The sequence below is a fragment of the Tardiphaga sp. GW822-FHT04G09 genome (genome assembly GCF_058800725.1).
In genome coordinates, this window is the sequence record NZ_JBXAMO010000013.1 from 130623 (window position 1) to 153446 (window position 22824).

At 58.7% G+C, this 22824-nt stretch carries 21 protein-coding genes; 6 read left to right on the forward strand and 15 right to left on the reverse strand.

The window, feature by feature from the left end; genetic code table 11:
* Nucleotides 1–10: 10 nt before the first annotated feature.
* The 5 genes from AC1RLZ_RS21035 to AC1RLZ_RS21055 all read right to left on the reverse strand — a co-directional run bounded on the left by AC1RLZ_RS21035 (nucleotide 11) and on the right by AC1RLZ_RS21055 (nucleotide 5010).
* On the reverse strand, nucleotides 11–772 hold the full coding sequence (locus tag AC1RLZ_RS21035) for a glutathione S-transferase family protein (protein ID WP_493190224.1): 762 nt from the start codon (nucleotides 770–772) through the stop codon (nucleotides 11–13).
* On the reverse strand, nucleotides 769–1392 hold the full coding sequence (locus AC1RLZ_RS21040) for a 2-hydroxychromene-2-carboxylate isomerase (protein WP_493190225.1): 624 nt from the start codon (nucleotides 1390–1392) through the stop codon (nucleotides 769–771). The genes AC1RLZ_RS21035 and AC1RLZ_RS21040 overlap by 4 nt, the downstream gene beginning before the upstream one ends.
* 16 nt (nucleotides 1393–1408) lie before the next feature.
* The gene (locus AC1RLZ_RS21045) at nucleotides 1409–3103 is read right to left on the reverse strand and encodes an AMP-binding protein (protein WP_493190226.1); all 1695 of its coding nucleotides are present in this window, start codon (nucleotides 3101–3103) and stop codon (nucleotides 1409–1411) included.
* The gene (locus AC1RLZ_RS21050) at nucleotides 2997–3695 is read right to left on the reverse strand and encodes a TetR/AcrR family transcriptional regulator (protein ID WP_493190227.1); all 699 of its coding nucleotides are present in this window, start codon (nucleotides 3693–3695) and stop codon (nucleotides 2997–2999) included. The genes AC1RLZ_RS21045 and AC1RLZ_RS21050 overlap by 107 nt, the downstream gene beginning before the upstream one ends.
* Nucleotides 3696–4230: 535 nt before the next feature.
* A complete protein-coding gene (locus AC1RLZ_RS21055; protein ID WP_493190228.1) occupies nucleotides 4231–5010 on the reverse strand; it encodes an SDR family NAD(P)-dependent oxidoreductase in 780 nt (259 codons plus the stop codon).
* 211 nt (nucleotides 5011–5221) lie between these two features.
* Here AC1RLZ_RS21055 and AC1RLZ_RS21060 point away from each other — a divergent pair, with 211 nt between their 5' ends.
* The 5 genes from AC1RLZ_RS21060 (at nucleotide 5222) to AC1RLZ_RS21080 (ending at nucleotide 11441) form a co-directional block, all read left to right on the forward strand.
* On the forward strand, nucleotides 5222–6229 hold the full coding sequence (locus AC1RLZ_RS21060; protein ID WP_493190229.1) for a glutathione S-transferase N-terminal domain-containing protein: 1008 nt from the start codon (nucleotides 5222–5224) through the stop codon (nucleotides 6227–6229).
* A 3-nt stretch (nucleotides 6230–6232) separates the two neighbouring features.
* Nucleotides 6233–7762, forward strand: coding sequence for an acyl-CoA synthetase (locus tag AC1RLZ_RS21065; protein WP_493190230.1), 1530 nt, complete (start codon nucleotides 6233–6235; stop codon nucleotides 7760–7762).
* The gene (locus AC1RLZ_RS21070; protein WP_493190231.1) at nucleotides 7755–8528 is read left to right on the forward strand and encodes a glutathione S-transferase N-terminal domain-containing protein; all 774 of its coding nucleotides are present in this window, start codon (nucleotides 7755–7757) and stop codon (nucleotides 8526–8528) included. The genes AC1RLZ_RS21065 and AC1RLZ_RS21070 overlap by 8 nt, the downstream gene beginning before the upstream one ends.
* Nucleotides 8528–10333 carry an acyl-CoA dehydrogenase gene (locus AC1RLZ_RS21075; RefSeq protein ID WP_493190232.1) on the forward strand — a complete coding sequence of 602 codons (1806 nt, stop codon included), beginning with the start codon at nucleotides 8528–8530 and terminating at the stop codon, nucleotides 10331–10333. Before AC1RLZ_RS21070 ends, AC1RLZ_RS21075 begins: the two co-directional genes overlap by 1 nt.
* Nucleotides 10334–10508: 175 nt before the next feature.
* Nucleotides 10509–11441: a glutathione S-transferase family protein gene (locus AC1RLZ_RS21080; RefSeq protein WP_493190233.1), complete on the forward strand. Its 933-nt coding sequence runs from the start codon at nucleotides 10509–10511 to the stop codon at nucleotides 11439–11441.
* Nucleotides 11442–11586: 145 nt separating this feature from the next.
* Here AC1RLZ_RS21080 and AC1RLZ_RS21085 read toward each other — a convergent pair whose 3' ends face one another.
* Complete coding sequence (locus AC1RLZ_RS21085; protein ID WP_493190234.1) at nucleotides 11587–12780, reverse strand: ABC transporter substrate-binding protein; 1194 nt, start codon at nucleotides 12778–12780, stop codon at nucleotides 11587–11589.
* A 147-nt stretch (nucleotides 12781–12927) separates the two neighbouring features.
* Between AC1RLZ_RS21085 and AC1RLZ_RS21090 the strand changes: the two genes are divergently transcribed.
* A complete protein-coding gene (locus tag AC1RLZ_RS21090; protein WP_493190235.1) occupies nucleotides 12928–13581 on the forward strand; it encodes a TetR/AcrR family transcriptional regulator in 654 nt (217 codons plus the stop codon).
* 91 nt (nucleotides 13582–13672) lie between these two features.
* Here AC1RLZ_RS21090 and AC1RLZ_RS21095 read toward each other — a convergent pair whose 3' ends face one another.
* From AC1RLZ_RS21095 to AC1RLZ_RS21135, 9 genes are all read right to left on the reverse strand, one after another.
* Complete coding sequence (locus AC1RLZ_RS21095) at nucleotides 13673–13993, reverse strand: hypothetical protein (RefSeq protein ID WP_493190236.1); 321 nt, start codon at nucleotides 13991–13993, stop codon at nucleotides 13673–13675.
* 199 nt (nucleotides 13994–14192) lie between these two features.
* Entirely contained in the window at nucleotides 14193–15554 is a 1362-nt protein-coding gene (locus AC1RLZ_RS21100) for an IS1182 family transposase (protein ID WP_493190237.1), read from the reverse strand.
* Between the two features lie 173 nt (nucleotides 15555–15727).
* Complete coding sequence (locus AC1RLZ_RS21105) at nucleotides 15728–15949, reverse strand: tautomerase family protein (protein ID WP_493190238.1); 222 nt, start codon at nucleotides 15947–15949, stop codon at nucleotides 15728–15730.
* 37 nt (nucleotides 15950–15986) lie between these two features.
* Nucleotides 15987–17972, reverse strand: a complete 1986-nt coding sequence (locus tag AC1RLZ_RS21110; RefSeq protein WP_493190239.1) for a flavin-containing monooxygenase — start codon at nucleotides 17970–17972, stop codon at nucleotides 15987–15989.
* A 10-nt stretch (nucleotides 17973–17982) separates the two neighbouring features.
* Complete coding sequence (locus tag AC1RLZ_RS21115) at nucleotides 17983–18816, reverse strand: alpha/beta fold hydrolase (RefSeq protein WP_493190240.1); 834 nt, start codon at nucleotides 18814–18816, stop codon at nucleotides 17983–17985.
* Nucleotides 18817–18840: 24 nt separating this feature from the next.
* Nucleotides 18841–19599 (reverse strand): SDR family NAD(P)-dependent oxidoreductase, encoded by a 759-nt coding sequence (locus AC1RLZ_RS21120; protein ID WP_493190241.1) that lies wholly within the window; start codon nucleotides 19597–19599, stop codon nucleotides 18841–18843.
* A gap of 14 nt (nucleotides 19600–19613) precedes the next feature.
* Complete coding sequence (locus tag AC1RLZ_RS21125; RefSeq protein ID WP_493190242.1) at nucleotides 19614–20405, reverse strand: SDR family NAD(P)-dependent oxidoreductase; 792 nt, start codon at nucleotides 20403–20405, stop codon at nucleotides 19614–19616.
* Nucleotides 20406–20477: 72 nt separating this feature from the next.
* Entirely contained in the window at nucleotides 20478–21782 is a 1305-nt protein-coding gene (locus AC1RLZ_RS21130) for an MFS transporter (protein WP_493190243.1), read from the reverse strand.
* A gap of 155 nt (nucleotides 21783–21937) precedes the next feature.
* Nucleotides 21938–22753 (reverse strand): LysR family transcriptional regulator, encoded by an 816-nt coding sequence (locus AC1RLZ_RS21135; RefSeq protein ID WP_493190244.1) that lies wholly within the window; start codon nucleotides 22751–22753, stop codon nucleotides 21938–21940.
* Nucleotides 22754–22824 lie beyond the last annotated feature (71 nt).

Sequence of the window (22824 nt, forward strand, 5' to 3'; positions counted from 1 at the left end):
ATTTATTGTTTTAAGCGATACGTCTTGGTGGAAGTGGCCGCTCGCTGAGCGGAATCGTTAGATCAAGTGCGCTCGTCGTCCTCCCTGTTGGAATTGCCCCATTGGAGAATCCAAGTGAATAGTCGGCGTAGAGCTTGATATAGTCTTCCGTGTCCAGGGTGGTGGACGCGACCGACGCATGCTTTGCAACGGCGCCCCGCCAACGGTTCACGCGTGGGAGATTCGGCGGGATCTCCAACCCCCAGAAATATTGATTGAGCTCATATCGTTGGAAGAACGGCGCAAAGGTCAGATCGGCCATGCCGAAGTCGCCAAAGGCGAGCGCATCTGAAGGACTGACGCGGTTGAGGAAATCCTCAAGCCATTCCCAGTCTCGACGCGCCGATGCTTCGATCTTCGCGCGCCTCTGAGGATCCTGCTCCATGAGAACGCGGTACAGGTTGGTCGTGAAACGCGAGTTGCAGAAATCGATCAGAATTCGACACTGCGCCTTTAAATAGGGGTCGGCAGGAAATAGCCGAGGCTCGGGAAAAACCTCTTCAAGATATTCGTTGATGATGCTGGATTCATTCAGAATGCGCGTGTCGTGTCGCAGCACGGGGACTTTGCCGGCCGGGTTCATGTCCAAGAACCAGGTCGGGCGAGGTTTGGATAGATCGATTTCGACAACGTCCGCCGACAAGCCCTTGGCATGCAAAAGAATGCGTGTCCGCTGGGCATAGGGACATGCCGCAACGCTGAATATCGTGAGTGTCGCAGAAGAGCTGGTCATCGCTGAGGTGCCTTGGGTGGTTCGATGCCGGCTGCTTTTTGCTCCAGCCGCCTCGTCAGGATGTCCACGCGGTCGCCGCCCCAAAAGAGCTCGCCGTCCAGTAGCATGCTCGGGACGCCAAAAACGCCCAGTCGCTCTGCTTCATCCGTAATCGCATCGACTTCGGCCTTGGCAGGCCCTTCGGCATACTCCTTGAAAGCCGACCCCGATCCGCCGAGCTTTTCGACGACGTCGATCATCTGTTCCGGCACATCGAGATCAAGCTGGTGCGTCCAGAACATTTCGAAGACGGTGTCGTGATAGGCACGGAAGAATCCGTTTCGCTGCGAAAACAACATCCCAGCGCTCGCAAACGTCGCGTCATAGATGCGCTTGGGGCCTTTCAGGATCAGCCCCTGTTCGTTCGCGTATCGACGTGCATCCATATAGGCGTATTTTACCTTGCGCCAGTAATGTGGGGAGCGCTCCTCGACCGAACCCAGATACTCCGCGATGCGTAAGGTGTATGGCAACCACTCCAGCTCGATTCCGTGGGTTCTCTCGAGGTCGAAGAGCGGTTTGTTGGCGACATAAGCATAGGGGCTCTTGTAGTCCGTATAGACACGCACTTTTGTTTTCATGGGGGCTGGCCGTCTTTCAGCGGGTTCTGTTGTTGTTGGCTTGGCGGTCCCATGTATCGGGTGTGACGCCTTGTTCGCGGAGAACGTGTTTCTGTATCTTTTCCGTGGGTGTCTTCGGCAGTTCATCCACGATGCGCACGTAACGCGGCACCATATGAGCGGCAACGCGTTCGCACATGAAGTCGATGATCTCGACTGGATCGACGGACCGGCCTGGCACAGGCGCAATCACCACCATGACGTCGTCTTCGGTGAATTCGCTGGGCACCGGGATCGCGGCAGCCTCTCGCACGCTATTGTGGTTCAGCAATTCGATCTCGACCTCATAAGACGAAATGTTTTCGCCGCGCCGACGGATCGAGTCTTTGAGGCGGTCCACGAAGAAGAAGTCGCTATCGTCGTCTCTGACGAATGCATCGCCCGTGTGAAACCAGCCGTTACGCCAGGCATCGACCGTTGCTGCCGTATTGTTGTTGTAGCCATGGTTCATCGCCCACGGATGCGTGGTCCGAACGATCAACTGGCCGACGACACCCGGCGCGACCTCGCAATCATGTTCATCCACCAGTCGAACTTCGACGCCTGGGCGCGGCTTTCCGCAAGTGCTCGGTTTCGTTGGGTTTGCTTCGGAGAAGAGCGGAGTACTGATCTCTGTCATATTGAACAGGGTAAATACGTCAACGTCGAAGCGTTCTTTGAATTCCGGTCCGCTATTGCCGAGGGGGACGATGAAGACGAGACGCAGTGGATGGGATTTATCCTTGGGATCCGCCGGCGCCTTGAGCAGGAACGTCGCCATGGCGCCGAGCAGGAACACCACGGTGACGTTCATGTCACGGACAGATTGCCAGAATGTCGCGGTCTTGAATGCCGGAACGACAGCGATCGACCCACCGACGCTCAAGCAGGTGCTGGCAGTGAAGGCGCCGCCGATGTGAAAGATCGGCATGTGGAGGAGGTGACGATCGCTGGCCTTCGTGCAGCGCCATGTTTCGGGGCAGAGGGCGGAATAGCTGTGAACATATGACGCGAGTACGCCTTTCGATCGACCTGGGGTACCCGACGTGTAGATGATGCACTGGGTGTCCCATGGCTGGATCGGGGCCTCGTCATCGATGCACTCGTCTTGAGGGGTCTGAAGGTGATCGAGGGAGCAAACGCGAGGTGTGCCGGCGATGCTCTGGCTTGGCGCGACTTCCGCATATATGGCTTGAAGCGATGGCGGGGCGGCGGCGAGCACGTGTTCCAGGCATTGGTCTGCGACAATCGCAAGTTTCGCGCCGGAGTCGGACAGCACGTGTTCGAGCAACGATCCCTTGAGTGCGGGATTGATCGGCACGAAGACGGCGCCGATATAATTGGCCGAGAACATGCCGAGCAGACCGATTGCACCGTTCGGCATCATGACGGCCACGCGATCGCCGCGACCTATGCCTGCCTCCTGGAGGCCGGCCGCCATGCGTCTCACCAGGCGCCGGACCGTGCTGAAGGTCCATTCCGTTCCGTCCTGGAAGACGGCGTAGATCGCATCGCCACGCTCCGTCGCGTGCCTGTCGAGGGTGTGGCGCAGAACGCAGATGTCGCTGGCCGGAACGCCGATTTGCTCAGGAACCTCGAGGTTTGACACCGTTTCGTTCTTTCTTCGCACGCGCCGCAACCGACGATATGACCGTCGCCTGATTGGCGTGGATCGTGAGCGTTGCGGTGACATTGAGGCGGAGTGACGCGCGAAAGCGCGTGATGGCATCCCCGAGATCGTCCTTGAGCATGCGATCGATGGTGGGGGCGGCGGCGCTGAAATGCGTGATCGCGCCCATCGTGTAGAAAACGAACAGTTCCGCATCGATGGGTTTGAAGACACCGTCCGCGGCGCCTTTCTTCAGCAGTTCGACGAAGGAGATGATCAGCCCCATGAGATGGAGCCGGCGAGCTTTCGTGACCCGGCTTTGGTTCTCCATCAGCTCCCGCATCAGAAGTTGCGAAAAGTGCTGATGATCGAAGCTCCAATCGAGCATTCGCTCGAACATGGCCACGGCGGTGTCGATGGATGGTGTTTCACGAGCGTTGTCAAAATAGCCATCGAGGCTTGCGACCAGGCGATCAAGCACGGCGCTGTAAAGCCGCTCTTTCGTTCCGAAATGATGCACGATCGCAGCACTGCTGATGCCGACCACGCCCGCGATGTCGCGGAGGCTCGTTCCGTCAAAGCCACGGGTAGCAAAAAGCGCCTCAGCCGCCGCGAGACACCGTTGATCGGTGCCGCGAACGTCCTTGGGGCGGCCTAGCTTGGTGCCGACCGACATCATTTCCTCAGAATTAAATTATTGCTTAATTTATTTATGGAGTGAACGGGCTGTCAAGCGCGTTGATCATCCTGTTTTTGAGAATGGATGTCAGAATGCTCTTCGTAGGGAATGCGCCAGATAGTCCAGAACTCGCCATTGGCAGGGTAGTTATCCTTCGATCAAAGACCCCGAATTAGGCGGCGTCTTCGATGCCGCTCGGCTTCGCGAAATGATCTCGAAATCGGAGAACGCAACCTTCAACGTGACCGTAGGTCTGCGGCGCCGGTCGGCTCGCGGTGCCGCCAAATCTTGTCAACTTGGGCTTCGACGTCGCGACCATATCCGCTCATGGCGCAAAGCAGGTATTCGTCCCGAGAAATGTGCGACAGCTCGGTAAGTTCAAAACTACTCTTAGCGTCTAGGAGGGACAAGGGGGATTCATCCAATATCCCGGTAAGCTCTATAAGATGCCTACGCCCCGAACCTCTCATCTTGTCTGTCTATTTCGCGTGCGAGCTTCCTCATGAAGCCGCGCAGCGATAAGATTGCCTCTTTAGAACGCGCTGTAGCCGCCATCGATCAAGATGCAGTCAGCGGTGTGATAGGACGACGCACCGCTCATCAGATAAACCGCAATTCCTGCGAAATCCTCCGGTCTTCCAAAACGTCGCATCGGGATGCGCGGCATCGCGTTGTTCATGAATTTATCGTTCGACTGGAGTTCTCCGGTCATCTCGGTATCGATCCAGCCCGGGAGAACGGCGTTCGCGGTTATGCCGTATCGCGCCTGCTCGACAGCCAGAGCCCGCATCATCGCGTTCAATGCAGCTTTGGAAGCAGCATAGTGTTCATTTCGGGCGGTCCCGAACCGAGCGGCCATGCTGGACGTCGCGACGATGCGACCGAAAGCGTCTCCTCTCGAGGCGCGATCAACCATGTGGCTAATGATGGGTCGAAGAGTTTCAAATACGCCATCGAGATTCACCGCAAACATTTGGCGCCAATCTGCGTTGGTGCGGTTGATGAACGCGTCTCTTCCGCCACCGCCAATGCCCGCATTGGCAAAGCATCCATCTATTCTGCCGAACTTTTCAAGCACCAAAGCGGTTGCCTTCTCGGCCTCGCCACTGACCGAGACATCGCAAGCCAGCGCTTGAACTTGCGCGCCGGTGGATGCCAGGGACGATGCGGCGGCTTCATTCTTTTTTGGATTGCGTCCCCAAATCGAGACGTTGCATCCGTGAACAGCCAGAGCGCGGGCGATCTCCAGGCCGATTCCACCATTGCCGCCGGTCACGACAGCAGTGCGTCCGGTCAAATCGAACATAGACATAAAGCGTTTCCCGATAGCTGGATTTCAGGGGATCGCCCGTCTTGCGCGTTAAGCGAGGTGAGGCTGGAGGAAATCTCCATCCGCACTTCGATGAATAGCGTGGCGGACGCCAAAAGTGAATAGTGATCCCCTAATCACTTTTGTTGACTTTCAGCCGTCGATCTGAGATGTGGTAATTTCCGGCGGACAAGGGACAAAGAGAGGAAACGTTATGGTTAGCGATCGGTACCGACTGATTGGTTCCACAGCATCGCCTTATGCGTTGAAAATGCGGGCCATCCTTCGCTATCGGCGTATTCCGTTCGACTGGCTGATCATGACGCGCGAGCGCAGGGCGGCGACTGAGCATCTGCGTCCGTCTTTGATTCCGGTTCTCCAGTATCCGGACGGAACTTATCGCGCAGAGACGACCGCGCTGGCGCATGATCTCGAAGCAAGACACAGCGGTAGATCGATCGTCCCGCAGCATCGTGGGGTGGCGTTTATTTGCGACCTGCTGGAAGACCTGGCAGATGAATGGGCGGTTAAACCGCTCTTTCTGTTCCGGTGGTGGGATCCGGAAGATCAAGGTTATGTGTCGAGATGGGGCGCGGAGGAGTGGTCCGTGCCCGGAACGCCCATTGGCAGTCTTGAAGAGGTCGAAGCATTCCGCCGCCGCCAGACCTCGCGCATGACCATCCTTGGAGCGACAGCGGAAAACAAGAGGCTGCTGGAAGAGAGCTATCTGCGGATACTGAATGCATTCGAGCCGCATGTCGGCATGACCAAATATCTCTTCGGATCCAGGCCATCGCTTGCAGACTTTGCGTGGTTCGGCCAGCTCAGTGAATTGGCGACGGATCCGACCCCGATGCGGATCATGCGCGCGAGGGCGCCCTTTACCGATCACTGGGCGCGAAGACTAGACGATGCGTCGGGGGTCGAAGGCGAGTGGTGCTCGGTCGAGAATGTGTGCTCAGGATGGGTCGAGGGCCTTTTGCAGATAGCAGGAGAGCTGTATCTGCCATTCCTCACTGCCAATGAACAAGCCTTCAACGAGGGACTTGACCGTGTGACGGTTGAGGCTTGGGGCCTCGAATACACGCTCTCGCCGTTCAAGTATCAAGTGAAATGCCTCGCGTCGCTGCGGGAGAAATATCGCGCGCTCTCAGACGGTGACCGAACGGCCATCTTGCCTGTTCTGGAGCGAACAGGGTGTGCGCAGTATCTCGCGAGGTAGCCTATGTCCTTAGCGCCCGATTGGATTGCTTGCCACGCGCAATGGACGCCGGAGAAGGTCGCCATGACCGACGTATTCTCATGGCGTTCGTTCACATATGCCGAAATGAACGATCGTTGTATCCGTCTGGCTGGATTTCTGGCCAGGACTGGGGTCGGGAAAGGAGATCGGGTCGCAGTTATTGCTCATAACTCGACGGACATTTTTGAAATACAGTTCGCCTGTACGAAGCTCGGCGCGATCTTCGTTCCATTGAACTGGCGTCTTTCCAAGCCGGAATTGCTATCGATCCTTCAAAACGCCGGGCCTGCCGCTGTTTTTTACGGATCGGAATTCGCCGATGTGGCCGCATTTTTGCGGGAGACGATCGCCGCTGTCTATATCGACATGCGAGATGGGGAAGCATCGAGCTATGAAAGCGGGATAGCTTCCGGACCACTCCTCTCGGAGTCTGCGGTAAATCACCATGATGGCATCTTTGCAATCATGTACACGTCGGGCACGACCGGATTGCCGAAAGGGGCAATCGTTACGCATCGCATGACGATCTTCACGGGCCTCAACGGCTTGATGAAAGCGGGAGTATCCGACGCATCAGTGGGACTGACGTTTCTGCCGCTCTTCCATGTCGGCGGTCTCTTCCTGATGGCCAACATGATATTTCATGCCGGGGGCAGCAATATCATCATGCGGTCTTTCGACGCCGCACGTGCGCTCGACTTCCTGTCGAGTTCCAAGCTGAAGGTTACGCATGCTTTTGGCGTGCCGACAAACTTCCTGATGATGTCGCAATGCGCGGAATTCAGCAAAGCAGATCTCCGCAACGTCAAATGTCTGGTCGTGGGAGGGGCGCCGTCGCCTATCAGCTTGCTCGAAGCTTACACGCAAAAAGGAGTAGCGCTTCAGCAGGCTTGGGGCATGACAGAGACCGCTACGCTCGGCACGATGCTGGCGCGCGATGTTGTTCTGTCGAAGCTCGGCTCGGCCGGTCGTCCGGTAATGCATGCGGCATTCCGGATCCTGGATGAAAGCAACAACGATGTCGAGCAGGGCGCTGTTGGGCAACTTGCAATCAGTGGACCAACAGTCACCCCGGGCTACTGGCGGCAACCCGAGGCGACAGAAAAGTCCTTCCGGGGTGAGTGGTTTCTGACCGGAGATGCCGCGCGGCAAGATATTGACGGTTATATCTTCATCGTGGACCGCTGGAAGGATATGTATATCTCTGGCGGCGAGAATGTGTATCCGGCAGAAATCGAGAACGTGCTTCAATCGATACCAGGTGTGCTGGAAGCGGCGGTTGTCGGCGTTCCCGACGATAAATGGGGGGAGGTCGGTTGCGCATTCATCGATGTCACAAGCGCATTCCAGCTCTCGGCGGATGACGTGCTCGGTATCTGCGAGAAATCGTTGGCCCGCTTCAAGCTCCCTAAGTTTGTGCGGATCGGCGTAGGAATTCCGCATACCGCAGCCGGGAAAATATCCAAACCCGAATTGCGCCGTCGGTTCGCGACGGGAGGCGAGCATGATTGAGGCGGAGAATGGCCTGCTTACGCATCCCCATGGCGACGCCGATCTCGATGTCTACTCGTGGCCGACGCCGAATGGCCGGAAAGTGGCGATCTTTCTGTGCGAGGCTGGGACCGACTTTAACCTGATCCCGGTGGATACGACCGCCGGCGCGCAATTCGATCCCTCCTATCTTGCGATAAACCCGAACAACAAGATCCCGACGATCGTCGACTTCAGGGAGGAGACTCCGCATGTCGTGTTCGAGTCCGGCGCTATTCTCCTCCACTTGGCGGATCGCGAAGACCGATTTGTTCCCAAGGACCGGCGGCGCCGATCCGTTTGCGTGCAGTGGTTGATGTGGCAAATGGGGGGCTTTGGCCCGATGCTGGGTCAGGCTCATCACTTCAACCATTACACGCCCGACAAAATTGCGTATGCGGCGCAACGCTATAGTAATGAGGCGCGGCGCCTCTATCAGGTACTCGACCGGCGCCTTGCACAGGTCGAGTTCGTTGCGGAAGAATATTCGATCGCCGACATGGCCATTTGGCCCTGGCTTCCGCCGCGCAAGCTGCAGGGTATCGATCTCTCCGATTTTCCGAATGTATCGCGTTGGAACGAGACCATGAAGGCGCGAGAGGGTGTGCGAAAAGGTTACGATCTTATGATCGAGCGGATGTCGCGCGACAAACCGTCCGGAGATCAATGGGAGCAACTTTTCGGAACGCAGCAGTTCAAAGAGCGGCGTTCGAGCCCTCCTTCGACACGTTCATCGGGAGATCAGTGATGTCGGATGCATTCATTCGCCGGGAGGAAGTTGAATTCCTTCTGAGAGAGTGGCTCAAGATCGATGAATTGTCGGATCGGCCGGAGTTCGCCGATCATTCACCCGAGACATTTTCCGCGATCCTCGATCTTTCGCGGCAACTCGCCGCGGATTATTTCGCACCGCACTACAAGAAGGCCGATCAGAACGAACCGCGTTTCGAAGGCGGGAAGGTCGTTCTGATCGAAGACATCAAGACGGCCTTGCGTACATTTGCTGAGGCGGGCTTTTTCGCTGCACCATTTCCAATCCAGCGAGGTGGGATGCAGCTTCCAAATGTTGTCAGTGTCGCGTCGATGGCCTCATTCATGGCAGCCAATATTGCGACATCCGCATATCCCATGCTCACAATGGCAAATGCCCGTTTGCTGGTGGCACATGGAAATGAGAAGCAGATCGAGTCCTTCGCTGCTCCCCAGATTGCCGGGACGACCTTCGGGACGATGTGCCTCTCGGAGCCGCAGGCAGGCTCGTCACTCTCCGACATCAAAACCGCTGCAGTTAAGGACGGGATCGATGAGCACGGTCACCGCTATCGTCTGAATGGGCAGAAGATGTGGATTTCCGGGGCAGAGCATGACATGTCCGAGAACATCGTTCATCTCGTCCTGGCAAAATTCAAGGCGGAAGACGGCAATACGGTGCCGGGCGTCAAGGGCGTTTCGTTGTATGTCGTACCGAAGTTCTTGCCGAACGGAGACCGGAATGATGTGACTCTCACCGGCCTCAACCACAAAATGGGGTATCGGGGCACGGTAAACTGTCTCATTGCCTTCGGCGAAAAGGACGGTGCGATCGGTTGGCGCGTCGGTGGAGAGGGCGACGGTCTCAAGATCATGTTTCACATGATGAACGAGGCCCGGATCATGGTTGGTCTTGGTGCGGCCGCGCTGGCGTGTCGCGGCTTCGCGCAGTCGCTGGACTACGCCAAGAACCGTCCTCAAGGGCGTCCGTTGTCAGGTTCCGGAAAGAAAGATGCATCCGAAGGGCAGGTCAGCATCATCGAGCACGCCGACGTGAAGCGAATGCTCGTCGCTCAGAAGGCGATAGCGGAAGGATCGCTCGCACTCGTCTTCTACTGCGCGCGCTTGGTGGATGAGCAGAAGACTCATCCGGATGAGCGGATGAAAGCTGAATCTCGCGAGTTGCTTGATCTCCTCACGCCGATAGCGAAGGCGTGGCCTTCCGAATTTGGTCTCGTTGCCAACGAGATGGCGATCCAGATCCATGGCGGATATGGATATACGCGCGATTTCGATGTGGAGCAGATCTATCGCGACAACCGTTTGAATCCGATCCACGAAGGTACCAACGGAATTCAGGCCATCGACCTTCTCGGTCGTAAGCTCTTGTCAAAGGGGCAGGAGGCGTTGGCTCTGCTGGAGCGCCGTGTCGCAACAACTTTCCGCAGCGCGCGTGAGATCCCCGAGCTTTGCGAGGACGTTAAAGCGGTGGAGGAAAGACTAGGCGCGATCAAGCGCGTCGTCGGAAAGCTATCGGCCGAGCCCGATCGGTCCAAGGCATTGGACAATGCGACGCGCTTCTTGAACGCTTTCGGACATGTTGTTATCGCCTGGATCCTGCTGGACACGGCCACTACCGCCGTCAAGGCGAGCGATGGAGCTCTGAGGCAGGAATTCCGGGATGGGAAACTTGCGGCATGTCGTTACTTCGTTCGTTCCGAGCTCCCGCATGTGGACCATTGGTTGTTCTTGGCCGAAACGATGGATGATACGTCCTCCGCGATCCCACCGGACGTTTTCTAATGCGCGTTCGGCAATCGCGGCCTCAGGCCACGAGCGTGCTGAAATGCGAGCTCCAGCTCTCTTAAAGGTTTCGCTCAGGCTGGCGAGGCATTCTAATGGCGTGGGCGGTCGTGTCCTGGCGTGAGCCGGACGTTTCTGAAACGATCAGGCCGCGTGATGGGAAGGAGATGCACCTATGTCGGACTTGATCCTGCATCACTACGACTTCTCCAATTATTCGGAGAAGGTGAGGGTAGCCCTCGGATATAAGGGGCTTGCCTGGAAGAGCGTGATCATTCCGCCGGTGCTTCCGAAGCCCGATCTGGTCGCGCTGACCGGCGGCTACCGACGCGCTCCGGTGCTTCAGATCGGAGCTGACATTTATTGCGACACACGCCTCATCCTGCGCGAACTCGATCGTCGTTTTCCGGAACGGTCACTCTTTCCGCCACAATATGATGGCCTCGCGAACGCTGTTGCATCCTGGGCGGAGACCACGTTTTTCCGCTCGGTCATGCTTCTGGCATGGGGGACCAACCACGATTTGATGCCCCCGGAACTGTTCCAGGATCGAGCGATCATGCGAGGTCTGCCAATACCCAGCCAGCGTTATGTCGAGCGAGCGGCGGCGCGAAACGCTCCCCTAGTGCGCGCGCAACTTCCCTTTGTCGAGAACATGTTAGCGGATGGTCGGCAATGGGTTTGCGGCGATGCCTTCAGCGTGGCTGATTTGGCGGTCTATCACGCAATGTGGTTCTTGACTGATCGAAGTGAGCGGTTGTCGCGAGAGCTGGACGGATTTACGGCCATTCGCAGATGGCTAAGCCGAGTTCGCAGTATTGGTCATGGGATACGGAGTGAAATAGCTGCCGCTGAGGCATTGAATGTAGCGGCAATAGCTCATCCGATGCCGGTGCGACCGTCGCTGCCCCAACGGGAAGACCCGAGCATCGGTGAACTAATCGAAGTTCGCCCAACTGATTATGCGAAGGACGCTGTTGGCGGTCGGCTCGAATTGCTGGATCGCGATGAAATTGCGTTGCGACGAACAAATCCCGATTTGGGCGAGGTCGCCATTCATTTCCCAAGGATTGGTTACGATCTGCGCGTGGTTACAGGCACTGCCTGAGCAACGGCGCCTTCTGCCCATGGTGCCGCGCATCTGCTGCTTTTACATCGACATCGGCGACCAAGATGGCGGCCGATCAAGCATGTGATGCATAGCGATCGCCTCTCATCGCGGTAGAGGCGATCACTGTTCGTCATTCTCTTTCTCAGTTCTGCACAAGCGGGCAGCCACCGCCAGCCATAGGTCGGAACGCATCCTCGCCTTTGATCGTCTTGAGGATAGTGTAGTAATCCCAAGGCGTTTTAGACTGCGAAGGTTCTCTAACCTGAGCCAGATACATGTCGTGGACCATCCGGCCATCCGCGCGAACGGTGCCGTTCGGCGCGAACATGTCCTTGACCGGCATCTGGCGCATGGCCGTAGCTACGGGAACTCCATCCGTCGACTTGGCCTTCTGGGCCGCGCGGAGATAATGGAGTACGGCCGAATATTCCCCTGCTTGCGCCATCGTCGGCATCGATCCGACGATATCATAGAAACGTTTTGACCATGCGCGCGTCGCATCATTGGCATCCCAATAGAACGCCGTTGTCAGATAGACGTTCTTCGCCGTAGCCAACCCCAGTGCATGTACGTCGGTGATATAGACGAGCAGTGCAGCAAGGCGCTGATTTTTCGTGATCTGAAACTCGTTGGCCTGTTTGATAACGTTGATCAGATCCGCTCCGGCGTTCGCGAGGCCGATGACGTCGGCTTTTGATGCTTGCGCTTGTAAAAGGAAGGAGGAAAAATCCGGCGTGTTCAGGGGATGCTTGACATCTCCGATGACGGTGCCGCCTTTTTCAGTGAGTGCGTCGGTCACATCCTGTTGCAGGGATTTACCGAAGGCATAATCGACGGTGAGGAAAAACCAGCGCTTGGCGCCTTGTTCGATAATGGCGCTGCCGGTACCTCGCGCGAGAGCATATGTGTCATATGTCCAATGGAAGCCGGTTTTGGAACAGGCTTTCCCGGTTAGATCCGATGTTCCGGCTCCCGAGGTGATCGAAACCTTGTTCTTCTCTTCAGCGAGCTTCTGAACAGCGAGCGCGATAGCGGATGTCGTCAATTCGGACACCATTGCTACACCGTCTGTATCAAACCACTTTCGGGCAATCGAGATCGCCACGTCAGGCTTGTTCTGGTGATCGGCTGAAAGAAGCGTGACTTTTGTCGATGGCGATTCGCGGGCAAAATCCGCAACCGCGAGCTCCGCGGCCACGACAGCGCCTCGGCCGGCTATCGCGGAATACGGGCCTGACATATCCGTCAAGACACCGATTTTGATCGGACCTGGATCGGCTTTGGCGCTGGCGCAGCACAACACAATCGCCGCCAAGGCACCTACGTGCTTGAGCATCATCTACTCCCCTATGTTTTGTTTTCTCAAGCATGTCAGAGGAAGACGAAGGGAGCAACAGAAAAATGACTCTAGAGTCACCTTTCGCTGTTTGGTTGTTTCGGACCTATGGAGTAGCTTCGGAGTTCCTCCCGAAGATGGAATTTCATGTCAGATCCAGGAAAGACGACAAAGCTGACGCGTCGGGGCGGTGCCAGCAAACCGACGCGTGCTGAAAAAGTAGCCCGCAATCGTCAGGCACTTCTGGATGCCGGTGCGGAAATTGTTGGTGAACTCGGCTATGATGAAGCCTCGGTCGCCCGGATATCCGAGCGCGCGGGGCTCGCGCACGGGACATTCTACCGGCATTTCGAGTCGCGGCAGGCAATGTTCGACGAGCTTCTGCCTACTCTGGGAGACAAGCTACTTGATGAAGTGAGAGAGCTGGTTCGAGGATCGCAGAGTTTTATCGAAGTTGAGGAGAAGGGGTTCCGCGGCTTCTTCGACTTTATCGCCCGCCATCCCGGTTTCTATCGCGTCGTAAACGAAGCTGAAGTCGTGGCGCCGGCAGCATTTGACCGCCATATATCGAATCTAGCGAAGCACTACACCAGCGCGTTAAAGCGCAGTCTGAAGGCAGGCGAAATCAAGGGGTTCGAGGAGAAGGAGCTCGAGGTGGTCGCATTTGTATTGATGGCCGCTCGCTTCTATATTTATCTTCGGTTTTCGAAGCGTGGCGCAGCAGCAGGCTCGGTGCCTGATTGGGTCGCGACGGCATATATGAAGCTTGTCACAAATGGTCTGGTCGGCGGCCGGACATAAATGGCCGGTGGCCATCCCGTGCCTGTCGCATCATTGTTCACTGACGCCTCGGAAAGCCGCCGAGGCGTCAGTTGATAGCGTCGTGTTCTTGCTAAATGCTCTGTGACCGCACGAGAGGGCAGCGCGACTTGGATAGCGATTGGAACGCATCCTCGCCTTTGACGGTACCGACAGGCTTGTAAGAATCGAAGGCGACCTTTGACTCGTTCGGCGCCTTGACCTGAAACACATACATGTCCTGGATCAGGCGACCGTCTTCGTCCGACGGAATGAAGTAGCGCGTTGCTATTTCTCGCGCCATCGCCACGCAACTGCAGATACTGCCGATGGACGAGTCGTTTGGGGCGCTGGATGCGTTGACCGGCAGACGACGCAGGAAGAGCTTGTGGCGCAATGGATTGTTTTTTGTCACGGATCTCATCATGCCAGAAACGTGAGGGCGCGAATTGGAGAAGGTTTGCGGTACGATCCGGCGTTCGCGGAGGGCGGCTTGGAGCTCACTCGAGCTGCACCGAGCAGGACGTCCGCTCATGGCGGATTGTGTTGAAGAAGTCAGCTAGTTGGCGATCGGCCCGTGCGCAGAGGAGCGGCGTGCAAGTGTCTGTCCCAGTTCAGATGGGCATCGGAGCCGGTATTGGGATCAATTTTGCCAGCTTTCGAAGGTTCTGAGCGGTGGCAGCGAGCAGTAACTCGTCGCGAGCACCGCAAGGACCTCGCAGACGAAGCCGGTCGAGGCGCAGGACACGCTTTAGATGCGCGAACAACATTTCGATCTTTTTGCGTTCACGTCGCGAGGTTACGTAGGCTTGCGTTCTGGCGATCCCGCGCGCCACATCGCGAGCGCTCTCGTAGATCGAGCGTGGTACCTTGCGAGCTGGCATCTTCGGACAGCACCGTGGCTCGAGTTCGCAGATGTCGCAGTCCCGCTTGCTGGCGCGATAGTGAAGCGTCGCTCCGTCATTCACTTGTGTTCCGGTTGAAGTCAGCACCTTGCCCGCCGGGCAGCGATAGATGTCAGCCCCCCGATCGTAGGTGAAGTCATCGCGGGCAAACGTCCCATCCTCGCGAGCCGATTTGTCGAACACGGGTATGTGCGGCTCAATTTTACGCTGGTCCACCAACCAGGCCAGCATGTCGGCTGATCCGTAAGCGCTGTCGGCAGCCAGGCGCTCGGGATGGATGCCGAAGCGATCCTTCGTACGCGCGATCATCGTGCGTGCAGCACCGACCTCGGCCGGTCGAATGGCGCGTGTCGCCTCGACATCAACAATGACCGCAGCCTTCAGATCGATCAGGTAGTTGTCGGCGTAGGCAAAGAAAGCGTGGCCTTTGTGAGCCCCGGTCCATTGCGCGGCCGGATCGGATCGAGAGACAAACTTCGGCACCGTCTCGCTCGCTGCACCCCAGGCCGCTTCGTCCAGCGTGTCGAGGTACTCGCGGACGGACCGCCGCGCCCGGGCAAGCGCGTCCCAGTTATGGTCCTCAGTCCCCACAGCGGAGCGCTGCTTGTTGGCGTCGGCAGCGATCAGGCTGGCATCGACGGCGAAGGCCGTTCCATCGACCAGCCCCTCCGCCATGCAGCGTCGCACTACCGTCTCGAACAGCTTGCGCAGGAGATTGCAATCACGGAAGCGACCATGTCTGTTCTTTGAGAAGGTGGAATGATCCGGCACCTCACCGTCGAGGCCAAGACGGCAAAACCAGCGATAAGCGAGGTTCAGGTGAACCTCCTCGCACAACCGGCGCTCCGACCGGATGCCGTAACAGTAGCCAACCAGCAGCATCCGAACGAGCAGCTCAGGATCAATCGATGGCCGTCCGATCGAACTGTAGAAGGGCGCCAACTCGCTCCGAACGACAGACAGATCGATGAACCGGTCGATGTTCCGCAGCATATGGGCGGCTGGTACGTGTCGCTCAAGCGAGAATTCGTAGAACAGAGCCGCCTGATCAGTCTGCTTCGGACCCATCATCGATTCAGCCTCCGCCGATAGCGGGATTGAATCAGCGATGGCGTCCCGCTTCAACAAGGGAGTTTTTCAACACAATCCGCCAAGAGCAGACATCTGCCTAGAATTGGTCAGATCGTTCGTTTCTCAGCGCCAAGACGAGATCTTTGTCGCCTAATGCGGAGCACCGTCGGCCGTCAGCCCCCGGGCCGCTTGTATATCGTATCCGGTTTGGCCTCGATATCCGGCCTGGCTACGCGCTCGGCCCAGTCGTCTGGTGTGACGTCCTCGATCCCGATCGAGATCGCTTTCTTTTTGGAGCCAAGAACGGACATCAGCGTTTTGGTCAGTTCGTCGGCCAGTGCCTGCTTCTGCTCTTGGCTGCGGCCGGGATAAAGCTTCACGATGACATGGGGCATCTCATTCTCCTTGAATTGATAGCACGGAAGCCGCCCCTTAGGCCGGACACTGAATCATTTCATAGTCTGCAATGTCTGCCTTCTCGGTCAATCGCCAATATTCCAGCAGCGAGAATGGCCAGGTCTGCGAGGCTCTGCCAAAGCGGTTCTTGTACCAGCTCGTGGTCTTCGCAACGCCCCAGGCCTTGGTCAAGTTGCCCGCATCGACACGGTCGTTAAACGCATCGAATGGCGCCTGCCGCACATCCATCGCGGCATATCCACCGGTGAGCAGCGTACCGATCGCCGACAATGCATATTCAACCGCGCATTCTGCCGAGAAGATCGCACTGCCATTGACGACCACGCCGGTGGTCGGGCCGCCGGTCATGAACAGGTTCGGGAAGCCCGGCATGGTGATGCCCAGAAACGCGCGGCAGTCTCCCGCCCACCATTGATGCAGGTTCTTGCCATCGCGGCCGACCACATTGATCGGCGTCAGGTAGTCCGAGGCCTGGAAGCCGGTGGCGAGCACTATGATATCGACCTCGTGCAAGGTCCCATCTGCCGAAACGATCCCGCGCTCCTCGATGCGCAGGATGCCGTCGGTAATCAGCTTGGTATGCGGTTGCTTGAGCGCAGCGGCCCAGACGCCGTTGTCGCGCAACATGCGCTTGGCGCCAGGCGGATAGGTCGGAGTTACTTTCTCGAGCAGATCCGGCCGGTCCGAAAGCTGCGACTTCAGATGCTCGATGCATTCGAGGCGAAGGCCTTCATTGGCGCGCCCGACCGAGATCGGATGATCCCAGTCCTGTTCGACCTCGACAAGCGGCAGACGTCCTTCGGCCGCGATCCAGAACTGCCAGAAGCGGAACCAACGGCCGTAATAAGGCACGTGACGCAACAGCCAGGCCATGCCCGACTTGATCTCTTCGTGATAATTCGGCGTCGGCAGCATCCAGGGCGCATTACGCTGGAAGATGCAGAGTTCGGCAACGTCGCTCACGATGGACGGCACGATCTGATAGGCACTGGCGCCCGTCCCGACTACCGCGACGCGCTTGCCGGTGATGTCAAGATTGTCTGGCCATCGCGCCGAATGAAACAACTGTCCGCCGAACGACTGTAATCCCGCGATATCCGGATAGGACGGCTGGTTGAGTTGCCCGGTGGCCGTGATGATGGCGTTGAATGCCTCGGAGCGGACATTGCCGTCCTTGTCGCGCGTCTCGATCAGCCAGTGTGCGGATGCATCCACATAGGTCATTGAGACAACTTCGGTCTCGAACGCCACGTTGCGTCGGACCGTCGTCGCATCGGCAATCGTCGAGACATATTTCTGGATTTCCGACTGACGCGAAAACTGCTCTGGCCAATCCTGTTTCTGGGCGAATGAATAGCTGTAGGCAAAGTTCGGCGTATCCAAGCGGCAGCCCGGATACCGGTTTTCCCACCAGACGCCACCGACATCGGAGTTCTTCTCGAATACCTTGTACCGCACATCCGCCTGCTCCAGACGGTGAGCCGCCGCGACACCGGAAAGACCGGCGCCAATCACGGCGACCGAGAAATCGCGATCAACCGCGACCTCCGACTTGCGCCAGTCGGGCGCGCCGATGTCGCTCGGGAGTGCCAGTTCGTGCTTCAGCAGCGGCAGATATTCGTCGCCTGCATTCCGTGCCAGAAATTGCATCGCCCGCACCAGCAGAGGCGCAGCGGGATCCGGAGACGGCGATCCGCGATCCCGGTAATCGATTAAGGCACGGGTGGCGAGCGCCCGCGCCTTGTCCTGTGCCTCCGCGCTCATCCCGCCCTGCGGCTTGATCGACGCCCCCATCTTCGACGGCGGCGGCCTTAGGTCTTCGGCGATCAATGCGACGTCATCCGTGAGAACCGCCAGCGCAGCCAGCAGCGCCGGTAGATCGGCATCGACGACTGCGCGCGCGATATCATCGTCGCTTGCAGTGATGGGTTCGACGTGATCGAGCTTGCTGACGCCATCCAGCTTCGATGCGGCGGTGGGTTGGGGGCTGGCGAGATTCATCGTCACTGTCCTAAGCGGTGAAATGCGTGCGAACGAGATCGACGACCTTGTCCGGGCATTCGATATTGGCCTCGTGGCCTGCATCGAGTGTGGTGGATGCGATCAAGGGCGAGAGTTCGGCGAGCTTGGCCGCCCATCCCTTTTCGAGCAGCGGATCGCGGAGCCCTTCAACCAGCAACGACGGAACTTCGGTCTTGGCCAACTGCTCGAGATAATTGTCGGCCGGCGGAGTGCGCTGCATCGACGGGTTTTTCAGCCGCGGCGCCATCAGCGTTTCCCAACGGCCTACGATCAGGCTGTTCTCGTGCCGCTGTCGAATATGCTCTTCGAGACCTGCGGTAGAGCCGGCGATCAACTCCGTCAGCTTGGTGGCGGCTTCCATGCTCGGCGTGTAGTCCGCGAGCGCTTCGATGCCGGACTGCAGCCGATAGGGACCGCCGGATCCGGACAGCGACATAGAGCGCCGGATGTTCCAGGGATTTCCGGGCGCCACCGTCGCGCGCATGATCAGCGATCCGCCGAACGATGCGCCGAGGTAGTCGGCGCGCTCGACCTTGAGTTCGCGCGCGAAGGCAGCGATATGCGGAATGCGCGCTGCGTAAGGCGAACGATCGAAATAGACCACCTTGTCCGTACCGCCCCATCCGAGCAATTCGGGTGCAAGGATGTGATAGTCGCGGCTGAGCGCGGCGAGCATTCCGCTCCAGCACAGTTCCGCCGTCGTGCCGAATGCCCCGTCATGGATCAGCATCAGCGTGGGCTTGGCGCGCGTCCCCGCTTCCAGATAGCGCGTATTGAATCCGCCGGCGACGACGTGTTTGATCTCGAAATCTGCAGAATTCATATCCATCTCTTCAATTGATCAGGCTTAGTTCATCACCGATCCACCATCGACCGACAGCGTCTGGCCGGTGATGAAATCGCTCTCGGGCGACGCGAGAAACAGCAGCGTTCCGATGAGGTCGTCCGGCACAGCCTCGCGCTTGATCGCGCGGGAGACGATGTTGTTGGCGACCACTGCGCCGGACCAGCTCGGATTCGTTTTCATTCCCTCGCTCATGGTAAGACCCGGCGCGAGCGCATTGACCCGGATGCCGACTTCACCCAGCTCGCGCGCCGCGGCGCGCGTGAGGGAAATGATCGCCCCCTTGGACGCGACATAGTGCGGAAGCCCGGGCGCCCCCTTGATCGCCGTGCCCGAGGCCAGATTGATGACCTTGCCGTAACCGTTCGGCTTCATCGCACGCGCCGCGGCCTTGATGCATTCGAACGTGCCGCGGGCGTTGACCGTCATGACGCGATCCCACTCGTCCGAACTGACCTCTGTGATCGGCGGGAGCTTGATGGCGCCGGAGATGGCCGCGTTGTTCACCATGATGTCGAGCCGGCCGAAGGACGACACCGCCTCGGCGACAAACGCATCCACCGAAACGGCGGACGTCACGTCCAGCCGCAGCCCTTTGGCTCGGCCACCAGCTGCGCGGATCGCCTCACAGGTCTGTTCCGTCGAAGCGAGATCACCGACCAGCACCGACGCACCGGCCTTAGCCAGCGCGACCGCAAAGGCGGCGCCGAGCCCCTGTGCCGCGCCTGTCACCGCGGCTACCTTGCCCTGCAGATTGCTCATGTCGTCGTTCCTTCTCACGAGGCCGTTGCGCCGCCATCGACGGGAATGACGGCGCCGGTGGTGTAGCTGGATGCGGGAGACGCGAGCAGAAGCGCCAGTCCCTTGATTTCATCGGGCAGCCCGAGACGCCCCATCGGCACGTCGCTGACGAAACCGGCGGCGACATTGGGATCATGCAGGCGCCCGTTGCCAATATCAGTCAGGAAAGGCCCCGGCGCGATGGCGTTGACGGCGATGTTGTGCGCGGACAGCTCGATCGAGCTCTGGCGCACGAGATTGCTCACGGCGGCCTTGGTAGCGGCATAGGCGTAGCCGCACATGCGTTCGCCACGCATGCCCGCGATCGACGCCGTCACGATCAATCGGCCGTAGCGCTGCCTGATCATATGCGCGGAGGCCGTGCGGATGGTCATGAACACGCTGGTCAGGTTAATCGTCAGGAGACGATTCCAGCGCTCCATATCCACATTGGCGAGGCGTCCCGCGTCAGTCTGCGGTCCGGATCCCGCGGACAGGCCGGCATTGGCGAACACGATGTCGAGGCGACCATGGGTCTCTGCCACCTGATCGATGGTGCGTGCGAGCAGATCGACATCCGCGACGTCGAGAACCTGACCGATGACATCACAGCCCTGCGCCTGCAGGCGGCGCGTCGAAACTGCCAGTGCTTCGGGGTCGATATCGGTCATCACGACCTTTGCGCCCGACTGCGCGACGATCTCGGCCATCGCCAGGCCAAGGCCCTTTGCGGCCCCTGTGACAAAGGCGACTTGCCCCTTGAGATCGAACATCGTGCTGCGATCCATGAACCAATCCTCATTTGCGAAGACGTGTGGCCTGCCGGGATGCGTATCGTCCCGGCAGGCCGATGTGAGCGATCAGGTCGCGGAGCGGGCCTTGGTCTCGATCACCGCGAAGGAGCGGCCGGCCGTCTCAGGCAGGAGCAGCGCGGCGATTGCACAGACCACGGCCGCAGCGAGGCCGGCCATCATGCCGCCCGCGATGCCGCTCGACGTATGGGTGGCGACCACCGGAACCACGAAGGGCGCGATGCTGCCGATTCCGCGGCCGACCATGTAGATGGTCGATACGGCCGAGGAACGCAGTTCGACAGGATAGAGTTCGGAGAACCAGCAGCCGAACATGCCCGCCGCGGTCTGGCCGACGCCCCACAGCACGTACCAGGCGAACAGTGGCCATGCGACCAGCGAGCCGGGGAACGCGGTGCCTGCGGCGTAGTAGATCCCGATGAAGCCCGCGATGCTGATCAGGGTCGGAAACACGACGCCTACTTTGCGGCCAAGACTGTCGGTGAACCAGCCGAAGATCAGGAACGCCGCAGCAAGGCCACAGGAAAACACGATCGTGACAGTGCGGATGTCCTCCGCCTGCGCGCCCAGCGAGCGCATGAAGCCGGGCATGAAGACGGTGATCGAATAGAAGGCGAACATGTAGCCGGAGACCACCAGAAAGCCGAGCATCGTGTAGCGCAGCGACGCGCCTTTGAAGATCTCGATCAGCGGATTGGCCGCCTGCGCCTTCTCCGGCGGCAACTCTCCGGCGGCGCGCATGCGCTCATATTCGAGCCACAGCTTGGATTCCGGCATCCAGAAGCGCACATAGATCATCAGCAGGATCGGCGCGCCGCCGGTCAGCAACGCGACCCGCCATCCCCAATCCGGGCTGAACGAGGACAGCGCCCATACCGCGACCACAGAGGCTGCAGCGATACCGCCGGTCGATGCCGCTTGGATCACCGAGCTGCCGAAACCACGACGGTTCTTATCCCACACTTCGTTGAACAGCACGATGCCGGCGCCCCACTCGCCGCCGAGACCGACGCCGGTGATGGCACGCGTCACCAGCAGCGAATTGAAATCCCAGGCAAAGGCCGAGAGGATCGCGCCCACCGAGAACAGACCGAGTGTCCACAGCAGCGAGTTCTTGCGGCCGACACGGTCGCCGAGCCAGCCGAACAGGACACCGCCGATCACCGAGCCCGCCAGCGTCACCGTGGTGATGATGCCGGCCTGCGTGAGGCTGATATTGAGCGACTTCTGGATCGCGCCCATGATGAAGGAGATGATCAGAATATTGTAGAAATCGAGCCCGTATCCGAACAGCGTCGAGACAAGAACGCTGCTCTTCTCCTTGCTCGAATACGTCAATGATGGACTTTGCATCCTTGCTTCCCCCATTTTTAAATTGATTTTTGACCGCCATCGCAACGCAAGCGGCCACCGTTGGCCCTAACCTGCATCGCAGGCCGGGCTACGAAAAGCATGCGCCAGGTGATAGGAGCTATCTTGAAACCTGATGGTTGCGTTGCGCGGAAGCGCTAGGTCTGCGGCGCTCCGACAGCGCGCCACAGGCTGTCGACGATCCGCAATTCGGCCTCGATGGCCGCAATCAAATGACGCGCCGCAGCATTCGGCGGGCGACGCTTGTCATAGACGAGATAGAGATCAAACGGGATCGGCGGACTGGCTACCGGATAGATATAGACGCCGGACGGACCGGGCTCGCGGCAGAGCGAAATGAACGGCGTGAGAACGCCCCAGTCCGATGAGCTTGCCAATTCAAACGCGCCCGCGGTGCCGTTGATCTCGATGGTCCGTGTCGGCTTCACTAGGCCTTTGGCGATATAGGACTGCACCAGTGAGCCGAAGCTCTGGTTCGGCCCGGGCAGGATCAGCTTCAGATTGTCCATCTTGCCGAGATCGCATGGACGAAACGGCGTGCCGTTGAGCGGCGCGCCGGACATCAGCACCACATGGTCGCGATAGATCAGCTTCTGGATGAGGCCGCCCTCCTCCGACGGTCTGACGCCGAGCGCGAAATCGACATTGCCCTCCCGCACCCAGTCGACCAGTGTGCCCGTATAGGCTTCCGAGATCGTCAGCTGAACGTCCGGATAGCGCTCCATGAAGGGCAGCAGAACGAAGCTCAGGATCCCGCGGTTAAACGAACCGGGTAGCCCGACGCGGACCGTTCCGGATACCGACGACGTTTCGCCGGCGCCCGAAAGCTCTTCTTGTGCAAGAGCAAAATTTCGCGCGATGGGAATGCAGCGCTCGTAGAATTTCCGTCCGGCTTCAGTGGGCTCGACACCACGCGATAACCGGTTGAACAGCAGGACGCCGAACTCTGTCAATCGGCCCTTTAATTGCGATCTGTTGTCAAGCGCCCTTTAACCCGCCCTCAGCAAAACTTTAGCGCTCGCCC